10 protein-coding genes are annotated in these 14,009 nt (G+C 58.9%); 3 read left to right on the top strand and 7 right to left on the bottom strand.

Features of this window, described 5'->3' with window-relative positions; translation table 11 throughout:
- Nucleotides 1-171: 171 nt before the first annotated feature.
- Nucleotides 172-1,353: a carboxynorspermidine decarboxylase gene (gene nspC / locus L888_RS0101500; RefSeq protein WP_027951594.1), complete on the bottom strand. Its 1,182-nt coding sequence runs from the start codon at nt 1,351-1,353 to the stop codon at nt 172-174.
- A gap of 130 nt (nt 1,354-1,483) precedes the next feature.
- Here nspC and L888_RS0101495 point away from each other — a divergent pair, with 130 nt between their 5' ends.
- Both L888_RS0101495 and L888_RS0101490 read left to right on the top strand, forming a co-directional pair.
- Nucleotides 1,484-2,092, top strand: coding sequence for a beta/alpha barrel domain-containing protein (locus L888_RS0101495; RefSeq protein WP_027951593.1), 609 nt, complete (start codon nt 1,484-1,486; stop codon nt 2,090-2,092).
- A gap of 73 nt (nt 2,093-2,165) precedes the next feature.
- Complete coding sequence (locus tag L888_RS0101490) at nt 2,166-3,104, top strand: ribose-phosphate pyrophosphokinase (RefSeq protein ID WP_027951592.1); 939 nt, start codon at nt 2,166-2,168, stop codon at nt 3,102-3,104.
- A gap of 346 nt (nt 3,105-3,450) precedes the next feature.
- Here L888_RS0101490 and nqrF read toward each other — a convergent pair whose 3' ends face one another.
- The 6 genes from nqrF to L888_RS0101460 are packed head-to-tail and all read right to left on the bottom strand — an operon-like array spanning nt 3,451 to nt 9,293.
- Entirely contained in the window at nt 3,451-4,722 is a 1,272-nt protein-coding gene (nqrF, locus tag L888_RS0101485) for an NADH:ubiquinone reductase (Na(+)-transporting) subunit F (protein WP_005843795.1), read from the bottom strand.
- Nucleotides 4,723-4,731: 9 nt separating this feature from the next.
- Nucleotides 4,732-5,340 (bottom strand): NADH:ubiquinone reductase (Na(+)-transporting) subunit E, encoded by a 609-nt coding sequence (nqrE, locus tag L888_RS0101480; RefSeq protein WP_005843797.1) that lies wholly within the window; start codon nt 5,338-5,340, stop codon nt 4,732-4,734.
- A gap of 5 nt (nt 5,341-5,345) precedes the next feature.
- The gene (locus tag L888_RS0101475) at nt 5,346-5,978 is read right to left on the bottom strand and encodes an NADH:ubiquinone reductase (Na(+)-transporting) subunit D (RefSeq protein WP_015298385.1); all 633 of its coding nucleotides are present in this window, start codon (nt 5,976-5,978) and stop codon (nt 5,346-5,348) included.
- Between the two features lie 5 nt (nt 5,979-5,983).
- Nucleotides 5,984-6,685, bottom strand: a complete 702-nt coding sequence (gene nqrC / locus L888_RS0101470) for an NADH:ubiquinone reductase (Na(+)-transporting) subunit C (RefSeq protein ID WP_027951591.1) — start codon at nt 6,683-6,685, stop codon at nt 5,984-5,986.
- Nucleotides 6,686-6,734: 49 nt separating this feature from the next.
- Nucleotides 6,735-7,895: an NADH:ubiquinone reductase (Na(+)-transporting) subunit B gene (locus L888_RS0101465; RefSeq protein WP_027951590.1), complete on the bottom strand. Its 1,161-nt coding sequence runs from the start codon at nt 7,893-7,895 to the stop codon at nt 6,735-6,737.
- A gap of 45 nt (nt 7,896-7,940) precedes the next feature.
- Nucleotides 7,941-9,293, bottom strand: a complete 1,353-nt coding sequence (locus L888_RS0101460) for a Na(+)-translocating NADH-quinone reductase subunit A (protein ID WP_027951589.1) — start codon at nt 9,291-9,293, stop codon at nt 7,941-7,943.
- A 205-nt stretch (nt 9,294-9,498) separates the two neighbouring features.
- On the opposite strand from L888_RS0101460, the gene L888_RS0101455 reads away from it, so the two are divergent.
- A complete protein-coding gene (locus L888_RS0101455) occupies nt 9,499-13,935 on the top strand; it encodes a translocation/assembly module TamB domain-containing protein (RefSeq protein ID WP_245594796.1) in 4,437 nt (1,478 codons plus the stop codon).
- Nucleotides 13,936-14,009 lie beyond the last annotated feature (74 nt).

Here is a 14,009-nt window from a genome sequence, read left to right as displayed (position 1 = left end):
TAAATGCGGTTGCAAAGGTACGACTTTTTTTCTTTCTCGCAAACTTTTGGGCGGCTTTTTTTCTATAAAACGCCATTTAATCTTTACACCTTATTAATATAAGAGGGCACTCGGACGGGCCGACGGCCTCCTGCGCCCACGACATGTGCCGACGGGCAGCCGGCCGTCGGGCTAATCCATGCGCGAGCGATAATCGACATAGGTATATTCGCGCAGCCACTCCAACTCGCCGTTCTCACGAGCCAGCCCAATAGCGGGATGGGAAATGCCGTTGAACATGCTGGTCTTGACGGTGGTATAGTGCAGCATGTCCTCGAATATCACGTTCTCGCCCACCTGCAGTTCGTGGTCGAAAACCCAGTAGCCCATGAAGTCTCCGCTTAGGCAAGAGTTGCCGCCCAGGCGGTAAACGTGGTCGCCATGACAGCCCCGAAGCAGTCCGTCGGCATCGGATTCGATGGTGCGTGCACCCCTTACAGCCGGCCAGTAAGGCATCTCAAGGCAGTCGGGCATGTGGCAAGTGAAGCTCACGTTGAGGATGGCCGTGCGGATGCCCTTGTCCTCCACCACGTCGACCACTTGACTCACCAAGGGCCCCGTCTGCCAGCCAAAAGCGCTACCCGGCTCAAGGATGACATGCAGATGGGGGTGGCGGCCGTGAAACTCGCGCAGGGTGCGAACCAGCAAGGGCACGTCGTAGTCGCGGCGAGTCATGAGATGACCACCTCCGAAATTCACCCAGTGCACCTGCGACAGCCACGGGGCGAAGCGTTCTTCGATGTGTGCAAGCGTGCGTGCAAACACGTCGGCTCCACTCTCGCAGTGGCAATGGCAGTGCAGTCCGTCGATATAACCGGGCAGTCGGGCGGGCAGCTTGTCGGCCGTTACGCCGAAACGCGAACCCGGTGCGCAGGGATTGTAGAGCAGCGTCTCCACCTCGCTGTATTCAGGATTGACGCGCAGCCCCAGGCTGATGTCGCCGTTGACGGCGAGCGTGCGACGCGCATATCGTTCCATCTGCGTGAGCGAATTGAACGTCAAGTGACTGGAGCAGCGGGCTATGTCGTCTATCTCGTCGTCGGTATAGGCCGGTGAGAACGTGTGCGTGGGACTGCCAAACTCCTCGAACCCCAGCCTGGCCTCACCGAGCGAACTGGCCGTGGTGGCACGGATATACTCGCGGAAAATGGGAAACGTCTTCCACAGCGCGTAGGCCTTGAAAGCCAGGATAATCTCCACGTCGGCCTCGCGGGCCACGCGCGATATGAGCGCAAGATTGCTGCGGAGCCTCGTCTCTTCCAGAATGTATGCCGGCCGGCGGAGCCCCTCAAAGCTGTCCAGATTTACCTTCATTTTGTCTGTCTTTTCATGCAAAGTTAGGTTTTATTTTCCAATAATATTGCGGATTCAAAGGAAAATTCCTACATTTGCACACGAAAACGGCATAGGCGGCGCGCGACGTCAGCGACGAAAGATATCAACGATGAAATTGATAATCATGACCAAATCCACATTCTTTGTGGAGGAAGACAAAATACTCACGACTCTCTTTGACGAGGGAATGGACAGCCTGCACCTGTACAAGCCGGGGTCATCGCCTCTTTATGCAGAGCGTCTGCTCTCCCTGATACCCGAGGATTACTACCGCAGAATCAGCGTCCACGGCCATTACTACCTCAAAGGCGAGTACAAACTCGGCGGCATTCACTTGGACAATGCCGCGGAAGACGTGCCACAGGGCTACAAAGGCGACGTGAGCCGCACGTGCACCGACCTGTCACAACTCAAAACAATGAAGAAAAAATCGAAGTATGTGTTCCTGAAAAACATCTTCGACTGCATTGAATTTCCCGACGAAAAATCCAACTTCACCCTGCGTCAGCTCGAAGAAGCCTCGGCGCAGAGCCTCATCGACCGCCACGTCTACGCACTGGGCGGCATGGGCATCGACAACATCGGCGTGGCCCGGCAGCTGGGTTTCGGCGGCGTAGTGGTCTGCGGCGACCTGTGGAACCGGTTCAACATCCACAACCAAGCCGATTTCAAGGACCTCATCAGCCACTTCGGGAGGTTGCGCCGCGCCGTCTACTGAGGCACCGCAGCCGCCAAAACCAACACCCCCAACGACCATTAACACAACACCATAAATCATAACGCTGAACGAAATGAGTGAAAACAGCTCTTTTTTGGTCTTCTCGGGCACGAGCACGAGATACCTTGCAGAGAAAATCTGCGCCAGTCTGGGTTGTCCTTTAGGCAACTTGGTGGTTACCAAGTTCTCAGATGGCGAGTTCGCCGTGTCCTACGAGGAGTCTATCCGCGGCCGCGATGTCTTTCTGGTACAAAGCACTTTCCCCAACTCCGACAACCTGATGGAGCTGCTGCTGATGATTGATGCCGCCAAGCGCGCCTCGGCACGCAACATCATTGCCGTCATTCCTTATTTCGGATGGGCCCGTCAAGACCGCAAGGACAAGCCCCGCGTGAGCATCGGCGCCAAGCTCGTGGCCGACCTTTTGAGCGTGGCAGGCATCGACCGCCTCATCACCATGGACCTCCATGCTGACCAGATTCAAGGCTTCTTCAACGTGCCCGTGGACCACCTCTACGCCTCGGGCGTCATCCTGCCCTACCTGCAAGGCCTGCACCTCGAAGACCTCGTCGTAGCCTCGCCAGACGTTGGCGGCTCCAAGCGCGCCAACACTTATGCCAAGTATCTGGGCTGCCCGCTCGTGCTCTGCAACAAGACACGCGCCCGCGCCAACGTGGTGGACAGCATGCAGATCATCGGTGAGGTGAAGGGCAAGAACGTGGTCATCGTGGACGACATGGTCGACACGGCCGGCACCATCACCAAGGCCGCCGACATCATGACGGCCGCCGGCGCCCTGAGCGTGCGTGCATGCGCCTCCCATTGCGTCATGAGCGGCCCGGCCAGCGACCGTGTGCAGGACTCGGCCCTGCAGGAGATTGTCTTCACAGACTCCATTCCTTACACCCACCGCTGCTCCAAAGTGAAGCAGCTGAGCGTGGCCGACATGTTTGCCGAGACCATCCGCCGCGTGGTGAACAACGAGAGCATCTCGTCGCAATATCTGGTGTAGGCTCGCCGCAGTCCTCGCCATCCCGCACATCCCGGGCAGCCATCGCGTTGCCCGGGATGTGCCGTTCTGGCGGATGCCGGCCGACATGGCCATGCGTCCGACCCGTAGCGGCCGTGCGACGACGGCGCAAAGGCGGGACGATTGCGCCGTAACGGCAACGCGACTACACCGTAACGGCAATGCGATTACGGCGCAAAGAAAATGCGGCTGCACCGTAGCGGCCCGTCGGCAACACCGCCGCATGCCTCAGACGGGCCTTTGCAGCCCTATTCACGCCACGGCAAACGTAGCGGCGGGCCCTCTCCATCGAAGAGAGGGCCCGCCGCAAGGGTATGGCGGTCGGCCATCAGCCAAAATTGTCGTACATAATACTGTCGCTTTCCACACCCAACGAATCCAGATAGTCGGTGACGGTCTTGATGAGCATGGGGGGGCCGCAGAGATAATATTCGCAGTCTTCGGGGGCCTCGTGGTCCTTGAGATAGGTGTCGCGAATGCAGTTCACGGCAAAGCCTGTGTAATAGTTCACGCCGGCGGCGTCGGCCTTGGGATCCTGGCGGTCGAGCGAAAGGTGGAAGTGGAAATTGGGGAACTCGCGCTCCAACTCCCAGAAGTCTTCCAGGAAGAAAGCCTCGCCCAGCGCACGCGCCCCGTAGAAGAAGTGCATCTCACGGTCTGTGGTGTGGAGCGTCTTGGTCATGTGCATAATCTGCGCACGCAGGGGCGCCATGCCGGCACCGCCGCCAATCCATACCATCTCGCGCTTGGAATCGAAGTGCGGATGGAAATCGCCGTAGGGTCCGCTCATCATTACCTTGTCGCCTGGCTTGAGCGAGAAGATGTAGGAAGAGCCGATGCCTGTGGGTACATTCTGGAATCCCACCTGCGGTCGAGGCAGGAACGGCGTGGAAGCGATGCGCACCGTGAGGGTGATGATGTCGCCCTCGGCCGGGTAGTTGGCCATGGAGTAGGCGCGAACGGTAGGCTCCGGGTTGTGGGCCTTGAGCGAAAAGAGGTTGAACTGCTTCCACGGGCCGATGTAATCTTCGCCGATGAGTTCCTTGTCGAAGTCGCGGTCGTAGTCGATGGTGTCGTAGGCCGGAATCTTAATCTGCGCATACGAGCCCGGCACGAAGTCCATGTGCTCGCCCGGCGGCAGGGCCACCTTGAACTCCTTGATAAACGAAGACACGTTCTTGTTGGAGATGACGGTGCACTCCCACTCCTTCACACCGAGTATGGACTCGTCGATCTTGATCTTGAAATCGCCCTTTACCTTGCACTGGCAACCCAGCCGCCAGTGGTCCTTAATCTGCTTGCGCGAGAAGTGTGGCTTCTCCGAGTCGAGAATTTCTCCGCCTCCCTCGAGCACCTGCACCTTGCACTGGCCGCAGCTGGCCTTGCCGCCGCAGGCCGAAGGAAGGAAGATGCCGTTGGCATTGAGCGTGGACATGAGGCTCTCGCCCTGGGCCACCTCCAGCTCTTTATCACCGTTGATGGTGATGGTGACGTTGCCGCTGGGACTAAGATACTTCTTGGCCACCAGCAAAATGATGACCAGCAGGAGTATCACGACGAGGAATACCCCCACACTGCTCAATATAAAAGTTGTGTTCATACCTTGTTGTTAAATTTTAAGTCCCGAGAAACACATCATGGCCATGGCCATGAGTCCCACGGTAATAAAAGTGATGCCCAGTCCCTGCAACGGCTTGGGCACGTCGCTGTACTGCATTTTCTCGCGGATGGCACCCATGGCCACGATGGCCAGCATCCAGCCGAGGCCGGAGCCGAAAGCATAGACCACGGCATCCCACACCGAACCGATGTACTGCGTGCTCGAGGGATCCATGTTGATGCGCTGCTGCATAAAGAGCGAAGCACCCATGATAGCGCAGTTCACGGCTATGAGCGGCAGGAAGATGCCCAGCGAACTATAGAGCGACGGGGAGTAGCGTTCGACCACCATTTCCACGATTTGCACCATGCCGGCAATGACTGCAATGAACAGGATGAAGCTGAGATAGGACAGCCCCAAAGGGTCGAGCACGCAGGTCTGCAGCAGGTAATCCACGGGCACTGTAACCACCAGCACAAAGGTGACAGCGGCTCCAAGGCCCAGCGAAGTCATCACATTCTTCGACACGGCAAGGAAAGAACACATGCCCAGAAAGAAGGCGAATATCATGTTGTCCACAAAAATGGACCTGAAGAAAAGACTAATGAGATGTTCCATGACGATTACTTGTTATCTTCTTCTTTGTAAAAAAAGGCACGGTGCACCCAGATGACGCAGCCCAACAGGATGAGGGCCATGGCCGGCATGGTCATCATTCCGTTGTTCATATAGCCCAGATCGTACAGGGCATCGGGCACCACCTTGAAGCCCAGCAACGTGCCACGGCCCACCAACTCGCGCACAAAGCCCACGACGACCAGTATCATGGCATAGCCGAGACCGTTGCCAATGCCGTCGAGGAAGCTGGGCCACGGTTTGTTCATCATGGCAAAGGCCTCCAGCCGACCCATGAGAATGCAGTTGGTGATGATGAGACCCACGTAGACCGACAGCTGCACACTCACGTCATAAGCAAAGGCTTTGAGCACCTGGCTCACGATAGTCACCAACGCTGCCACCACCACGAGCTGCACAATGATACGGATACGCATGGGGATGGTGTTGCGGATAAGGGAGATGATGACGTTGGAGAATGCCGTGATCACCGTCACGGCCAGACCCATCACGATGGCAGGTTTGAGCTGCGAGGTGACGGCCAGTGCCGAACAGATGCCGAGCACCTGGACGAGAATGGGGTTGTCCAGGTTGAGCGGATTGCCCAACACCTCCTTATTCTGTTTTGAAAATAGTGCCATAATCTTTATTTGTCGTTTAAGAAGTTCATATATTTGCCCAGACATTCCTTGAGCATGTCGGTCACTCCATTGGAAGTGAGCGTGGCTCCAGTGACTGCATCGACCTGCGTGGAGGCGTCGTCCACCTTCTTGACCACCGAGAGGGCGATGCCGCTGCGGTCGGTACCATGGAACAGCTTCTTGCCCCGGAACTGTTCCTGCCAGGCCTGGCTGTCCTTGATTTCGGCTCCCAGTCCGGCCGTCTCGCCCTCGTGGTTGAAATAGGCACCATAGACGGTGGCCTTGTCATCGTTGAGTGCGATGTATCCGCTGATGGGACCCCACAGGCCCATGCCGTAAACGGGGATGACATACTTGGTCTTTCCGTCCACCCGGCAGAGGTAGAGAGCCAGCCGCCCAGCCTTGTAGTCGGCCGAGTTAAGCTTGAATCCGGCCGAGGTTCCGCCCTGCGCGCCTGGCTGCGTCACCTTTCCGGAAGCATCGATAACCTCGTCGGCCACGACTACCTCCTTGTATTTGGCAGCGGCGGAAGCATCGTCGAGGTTGCGAATGTTGAGTGAATAGAGTATCTGCTTCTGCTTGTCGAGGGCCACATTGGTGTCCTGCATAGGCTTGAGCGCCTGGAAGACGAATGCCAACAGGAAAGCCACGATGACCACCAGCACGGCAGAATAGATGATGGTATAGGAATTGGAATTTGTTTTCATGCCTTATAAATTCATGCGATGTACACCTTATTATTATATCATCCGCCACTTATTGACGGCTCGCACGCCTGGCACGCTTCGAGATGTTGGACTGAACGACGCAGAAATCAATCAGCGGCGCAAACATGTTGCCGAAGAAGATGGCCAGCATCATGCCCTCGGGATAGCCCGGATTCATGACACGAACAATGATGGCCAGCGCGCCGACGAAGAATCCGTAGACGTATTTGCCGGTCTCGGTGCGCGCCGAAGTCACGGGGTCGGTGGCCATGAACACGGCACCGAAACAGAAACCTCCAAGCACCAAATGCTCGTACCAGGGAGTCTGCGTGGAGCCGGCGGCCGTGAAAACAAGGGCCATGACAATGCCGCCCACGAAGACACTAAGCATGGTTTTCCAGCTGGCGATGCCGGTCCAGAGCAGAATCACCGCCCCAATGGCAATGGCAATGACCGAGGTCTCGCCGATGGAGCCGGGGATAAAGCCCATGACCATGTCGGCCAAACTGGCATCGGGCACGATGCCCTGCCCTATCTCGCCGAGCGGCGTGGCGGCCGTGAAGCCGTCGGGCAGGTCATAACCCAGTCCCAGGATGCCGTGCTGGCAGATCCATACCTTGTCGCCCGTCATCTGGCTGGGATAGGAAAAGAAGAGGAACATGCGGGCGGCGACAGCCACATTAAACACGTTCATGCCCGTCCCGCCAAAGATTTCCTTGGCAAAAATCACGGCAAAGGCCACGGCCAGAGCCAGCATCCACAACGGAATGTTGACGGGAACTATCAGCGGAATGATAATGCCCGAGACCAGAAAACCCTCCTGTATCTCTTTGTGTTTCCACTGGGCCCAAGCAAATTCGATGCCCAGACCGACGATGTAGCTCACCAGAATCTTGGGCAACACGGCCAGAAAACCGTAGCAGAACATCGGCAAAAAGCCGGTCTGCGCCAGCTGACCGGCAGCCAGGGCGTTTTGATAGCCCACGTTGTACATGCCGAAGAGCATGGCCGGAACCAGCGCAATGACCACAAAACTCATGATGCGCTTCGAGTCGATGGCATCGTGGATGCTGGCTCCGGTGGCCGATGTGGCATTGGGCACAAAGAGGAAGCTCTCGAAACCCTCGAAAACACTCCGGAAAGCATGGAGCCGACCTCCATCCTCGAAGTGGGGTTTGATGCCCTCAAAATATTTCTTTAATGCACTCATTTTGCAATTTGGATTACTTCTGTTATAGTTAACGGATGGCCAGGTTCAGGCGTTCTCCTTGCGGAGCGTGTCGAGACCCGCCCTCACAATCTGCTGGAGCGGCAGCTTCGAGGAGTCCACGAACTCGGCCAGAGCGAAGTCTTCGGGGCTCACTTCATAGATGCCGAGCTGCTCTTGCTTGTCTATATCGCCGGCGATGATGGCCTTTATCAGATATTCGCCATAGATATCCATGGGCAACACACGGTCGTACTCGCCACTCATAATCAGGTGACGCTCGCCGCCCTTGATGCGGGCGTCGAGGTCGTAGGCCTTGCTCTTGCCCTGAAGCCAGGAGAAATAGCTGCGCGACACCGAGAAATCGTTGGTGCGCGGGAGTATCCATCCCAGCATCTCGTCGCGGTCGTCGCCCTCGGGAATGACCGTCACCTCTGAGGTGTGAGCCCCCAGATAGCCGTCGATGCCGGTCTTGCGGCCCGTGAGCGGATTGCCGTTGAGAATGCGTACATGCCCTGCAGAGGCCACGCGTCCGGCCAAAAGGTCGGCCAGCGGCGTGCCCACCAGCACGTCGGCATACACAGGCTCGCTGACGCAGCTGCCGGCAATGGCCACCGTGCGACGCAGGTCTACACGGCCGGTGAGGAACAGACGGCCGAAGAAAATGACCGCCGTGGGATCCACTGTCCACACCACTTCGCCCTTGTTGACGGGTGCAACGTGGTTGACCTGCACGCCTACATTGCCGGCGGGGCAAGGCCCGTCGAACACGTGGAGCTCGGCATTCTTCACACCCGTGAGGGCCGGGGCCGACTGCCGCGCGCCAATACCCAAATACACGGGAGCCATGCGCGAGAGGGCTGTGATGCCCACTTGGAATGCCTCTTCGTTGCCTTGGAGTTCAAACTCGAAGTCGCCGGCCAGCGGCATGTCGCGCAGAGCCGAGACGAAGACGGCCTTGGGCGTGGTGTCGGGCGTGGCCGAGACAGCATAAGGCAGCTGGCCAATATAGCCGAAGAGGCCCGCATCGAGCAACGCCTGGCGGACGCCCTCGCCGTCAAGCGCGCCGGCATCCATGCGCCCAAAGTCGTGCGCCTCCTGCTGTGCGTCGGCCTTGACCTTGACGCAAAGCACCTTGCGACGCTCGCCCCGAACCACGGACACAACCGTTCCGCTCACGGGAGAGGCAAACTTCACCTCGGGGCATGCCTTGTTCAGGAACAGAGCCTCGCCGGCCAAGACGTGATCGCCCTCCTTGACGGCCACCTTCGGGGTGACGCCGACAAAGTCTTCGGGCATCAATGCGTACTCCGCAGAGCACGCTATCTCCACCTTTTTTTCCGCGGCCCTGCCTTTCAGGTTAATGTCTAAGCCCTTTCGCAACTTAATTACATTTGCCATAGAAATCTATAATTGTTAGTTGATAATGTGACATTTTAATGGCATGCGCATCAGTAATCACCCTGTGAAACATTCAAATTCTTGTAATTCCCTGCATGTCGCCATGCAAAATGCGATGCAAATTTAGCCAAAAATAGCTTAATTGTGACAAAAAACGGGCTTTTATTTCAGTATGGGCATTATTTTTTTTAAATTTGCAACCTGTTTGAAAAGACTTAAACACACCGTCAACGCCCTGATATGGCTCCTGGCAGGACTGTATCTGGGCATCGCCATCTTTGTCAACATTCCTGTCGCGCAGTCGTTCATCGGGTCGCAGGTAGCCTCGGCACTCGCACAGAAACTGGGCACGAAGGTGTGGGTGGGGCGTGTGGACCTGGGACTGCTCAACCGCGTTGTCATCGACGACGTGCGGCTGCTCGACCAGCAGGGCAAGGAAATGCTGCGCGCCACGCGGCTCTCGGCCAAGCTGGATTACGTGGCCTTGATGGAGGGTCGCATCTCCGTCACCTCGGCCCAGCTCTTCGGATTGAAGGCCAGACTCTGCCAAGCCACGGCCGACGCCCGCCCCAACTATCAGTTTGTACTCGACTCTCTGGCCTCCAAGGACACCACACGGCACACCCCGCTCGACCTCGAAATCAACAGTTTGGTCATCCGTCACGGCGAAGTGAGCTACGACCGGCTGGACCAGCCCGCCCGTCCGGGGCTGGATCTGCACCATCTGCACGTGAGCAATATCAGCGCACACCTTATTTTAAATGCACTGCGCGACGACTCGGTGAACCTGAACGTCAGGAAGATTGCGCTGCGCGAGACCTCGGGGCTCGACGTGCGACAGCTGACGCTGCGCCTCGCAGCCAACCGGCGGACGGCCCGGCTGCACGACTTTGTCCTCGAGATGCCCGCCACGCGGCTGTCGCTGGGCGACATCACGGCCACCTACCAGATGGACGGCAAGCAGCTGGAACTCCCCACCCTGCAATACAAGGGCAGCATCCTGCAGTCGGCAGTGACGCCGGCCGACGCGGCCGCGCTGCTGCCACAGCTCGGAAAATTCACACGGCCCGTGGTGCTGCGGGCGGCCTTTTCGGGCACAAGCACCAGCTTCCGGCTGAACCGACTGGAAGCCGCCATGCCCAAACCCGGCCGCCAACTGGGACTGCAGACGGCAGCCGACATCAGAATAGACGTGAGCGGCTCGGTGAGTTCGTGGAACAGCAAGCCGCGATGGGCAGCCTCCATCGCCGAGTTCTCCATCGACAAGGCCGGACTGGAGCTGCTGGCCGGAAGCATTCCCGATGTGGCCGCGCGGCTCGAAAACATCAGCTACCGCGGCACGGCCGGCGGTTATGGACGCGACCTGGCCACCAAGGGCGTGCTGCGCTCGGGGGCCGGCAACGCCCGCGTGGCGCTGGGCATGCACGCCGACAACTTCTCGGGACGGCTGGAAACCGACGGGCTCAACCTCGCACAGCTTCTGGCCAACGACAAGTTCGGGCAGCTGGCCACCCACATCAGCGTGGACGGCAACCTCAAGCAGAAGCGCTATCGGGCCAAGGGCAGCGTGACGCGCATGGACTACAACGCCTACGCCTACCGCAACCTGTCGGTGGACGGAACTTTCGACAATGGACTGCTCAACGGCAAGCTCAGCATCGATGACGAGAATATCGCGGCTGAATTTACCGGTAAACTGAACGCGAACACGGGTAAAACGGCCGCCGATTTCACCGCCAACGTGACGCGTTTACGGCCTAATGCTTTGCACCTGCTCCAAGGAAGGCTGGCCGAAGCCGTCTACGGGGCCGACATTGCGGCCTCTTTTACCGGCGACAACCTGAATACGGCGCGCGGAAAAGTGGCCGTAAGGCGTTTCGCCATGCGATCGCCCGAGTCCGAATACACCCTCGACTCACTCCTGCTGCAGGCCGGCAACGATGCGCGCGGCCACTACCTGACGCTGCAGAGCGACTTTGCCGACGCCTCGGTGACGGGCCGTTTCGACTACGCCACCATCATCCAGAGCGTGAAAAACACCATTGCCAGCAAGCTGCCGAGCATCCAGCAGCTCACCCCCATCAAATACCGCGCCACCCGCGGCAACAACTTCGACCTGCAGGCCACCGTGCGCCGGACCGACTGGCTGCGGCAGTTCTTCGGCATCGACCTGGCGCTGGCCCGCCCGCTACGGCTCAGCGGCAGCATGGACAGCCGGTCGGCCCACATGGAAGCCAACCTGCAGGTGCCCGACATCAGCTACGGAGGCGGGCACTACAAGGACGTGTCGGTCGTGGTTTCCTCGCCCAATCAGCAGCTTTGCGCCGACATCCAGCTCACCAAGATGGGCGACGACGGCATTGGCGCCGACTACCGGCTGGAAGCCTCGGCGCACGACGACCAGCTGGCCTCCGTGTTCTCGCTGGACAACCACGCCCGCAAGCAGCGTCTGCGGGGCAAGCTCAATGCGGTGGTGCAGTTCGCCCAGGGCCGCAACGGACAGGCCGAAGCCCACGTGGGCATCGCGTCGTCGCAGCTGAATGTGGGCGACACCGTGTTTGCCATCCACCCCGCCACCATCATCTACAGCCGGCAGCGGCTGGAGGTCAACGACTTTGCCGTGACCAGCGGACGGCAGCACATCCGCATCGACGGCGTGACCACGCGGGAGAGCGACGACTCGCTGCTCGTCGATCTGAACGGCGTGAACGTGAGCTATATCCTCGACCTGGTGAATTTCCATGCCGTAGAGTTCAGCGGTTATGCGTCGGGACGGGCCTACGTGTCACGCCTGTTCAGCCGCCCCGAAGCCCGCGGACGGCTGCGCGTGGACGACTTCCGCTTTGAAAACGGACGGCTGGGCACGCTGCACGCCCAGGTGGGCTGGGACCGCGAAAAGGAGCAGATAGACATCGACGCACAGGCCGTGGACACCATGCACAGCGGCGGCCCGCTGCCCCACCCCCGGCTCACCACCATCAACGGCTACGTGTCGCCCAAACGCAACTACATCGATCTGGGCATCGAGGCCGACAACACGCGCGGCGAATTTGTCCGGAGCTTCTGCTCCAGCTTCATGAACCGTGCCGACATCGACGCCCGCGGGCAGCTCCGGCTGTGGGGCGACCTGAATAAGCTGAACCTCACGGGCGAGATGGTGGCCAACGGGCGCATGGGGCTCTCGCCGCTCAACGTGGAGTATACGCTGCGCAACGACACCATCCGTTGTCTGGTGAACGAGATACGATTTGCGGGCGACACCATCCTCGACCGCAACGGCAACGTAGGCGTGGTGAGGGGAAGCCTCCGCCATCAGCACCTGTCCCGCCTCACCTACGACCTCAAGGCCACCGCCCGCCACCTGCTGGCCTACGACTGGGCGGGCGGCAGCTCATTCTACGGCACCGTCTATGGCACGGGCGAGGTGGCCATCAAGGGCAAGTCGGGCGAGGTGAACATCGATGTCAACCTCACGCCCGAGCGGGGGTCGCAGGTGGTCTACGACGTGTCGCGACCCGAAGCCGTAGGCACGCAAGAGTTCATTCACTGGGCCTCACGCGACTCGCAGGCCCTCGTCCCGCCGTCGGGACAGCCGGCTCCGCCGGCCGGAAGCGACGAGGATGCCCCCGACGAGCCCGACATTCCCACCGACATCCGCCTGAACTTCCTCATCAACACCACGCCGGAAGCCACGCTCAAGCTCGTCATGGACAAGGCCACGGGCGACTATATCAACCTGAACGGGTCGGGAACCATCCGGGCCGCCTACTACAACAAGGGTGGGCTCGACATCTTCGGCAACTATCTCATCGATCACGGACTCTACAAACTCACCATCCAGAACGTCATCAAGAAGGACTTTGTCTTCGCCCAGGGCGGCACCATCGTCTTTGGCGGCGACCCGTACCGCGCGCTGCTCAACCTCAAGGCCCAGTACATGGTCAACTCCGTGAGCCTCTCCGACCTGCAGATAGGCCGCAGTTTCTCCAACAACAACATCCGCGTGAACTGCATCATGCACATCACCGGCACGCCCGGCGCGCCCAGGCTGGCGTTCGACTTGGACATGCCCACCGTAGGGGCCGACGCCAAACAAATGATCTACAGCATCATCAACAGCGAGGAAGAAATGAACCAGCAGGTGCTTTACCTGCTGGCCATCGGCCGTTTCTACTCGCAGGGCAACAACAATGCGGCGGCCGAGGGCAACGGCGGCAACAAGACAAGCCTGGCCATGCAGAGTCTGCTCAGCGGCCAAATCAGCCAACAGCTCAACACGGTGCTGGGTTCTGTCGTGAAGAACAACAACTGGAACTTCGGCGCCAACATCTCCACCGGCGACGAAGGATGGAACAATGCCGAGTACGAAGGACTGCTCAGCGGCCGGCTTCTCAACAACCGACTGCTCTTCGACGGCCAGTTCGGCTACCGCGACAACGCCAACGCCACCACCTCGTTCATCGGCGACTTCGACCTGAAATACCTCATCTTCCCGAACGGCAACCTCAGCATCCACGTCTACAACCAGACCAACGACCGCTACTTCACTCGCAGCTCGCTCAACACGCAGGGCATCGGCTTCATTCTGAAACACGATTTCAACAGCTGGAGGGAGCTGTTCCGGCTACGCCGCAAACGTTAAAAAAGAATAAAGCCTTTCCCTCCTTTCACCCCAATTCCCTCTGATTCAGAAAAAAAAGGTACCTTTGCCCCCGA

The sequence above is a fragment of the Hallella seregens ATCC 51272 genome (assembly GCF_000518545.1).
GTDB lineage: Bacteria > Bacteroidota > Bacteroidia > Bacteroidales > Bacteroidaceae > Prevotella > Prevotella seregens.
Note: the sequence above shows the minus strand (reverse complement) of the source record. Positions and strands in the feature narration are given on the sequence as shown.

Coding starts and splice junctions, on each gene's coding strand:
- nspC (WP_027951594.1), bottom strand. CDS start 1,353: ATGAAGGTAAATCTGGACAGCTTTGAGGGGCTCCGCCGGCCGGCATAC.
- L888_RS0101495 (WP_027951593.1), top strand. CDS start 1,484: ATGAAATTGATAATCATGACCAAATCCACATTCTTTGTGGAGGAAGAC.
- L888_RS0101490 (WP_027951592.1), top strand. CDS start 2,166: ATGAGTGAAAACAGCTCTTTTTTGGTCTTCTCGGGCACGAGCACGAGA.
- nqrF (WP_005843795.1), bottom strand. CDS start 4,722: ATGAACACAACTTTTATATTGAGCAGTGTGGGGGTATTCCTCGTCGTG.
- nqrE (WP_005843797.1), bottom strand. CDS start 5,340: ATGGAACATCTCATTAGTCTTTTCTTCAGGTCCATTTTTGTGGACAAC.
- L888_RS0101475 (WP_015298385.1), bottom strand. CDS start 5,978: ATGGCACTATTTTCAAAACAGAATAAGGAGGTGTTGGGCAATCCGCTC.
- nqrC (WP_027951591.1), bottom strand. CDS start 6,685: ATGAAAACAAATTCCAATTCCTATACCATCATCTATTCTGCCGTGCTG.
- L888_RS0101465 (WP_027951590.1), bottom strand. CDS start 7,895: ATGAGTGCATTAAAGAAATATTTTGAGGGCATCAAACCCCACTTCGAG.
- L888_RS0101460 (WP_027951589.1), bottom strand. CDS start 9,293: ATGGCAAATGTAATTAAGTTGCGAAAGGGCTTAGACATTAACCTGAAA.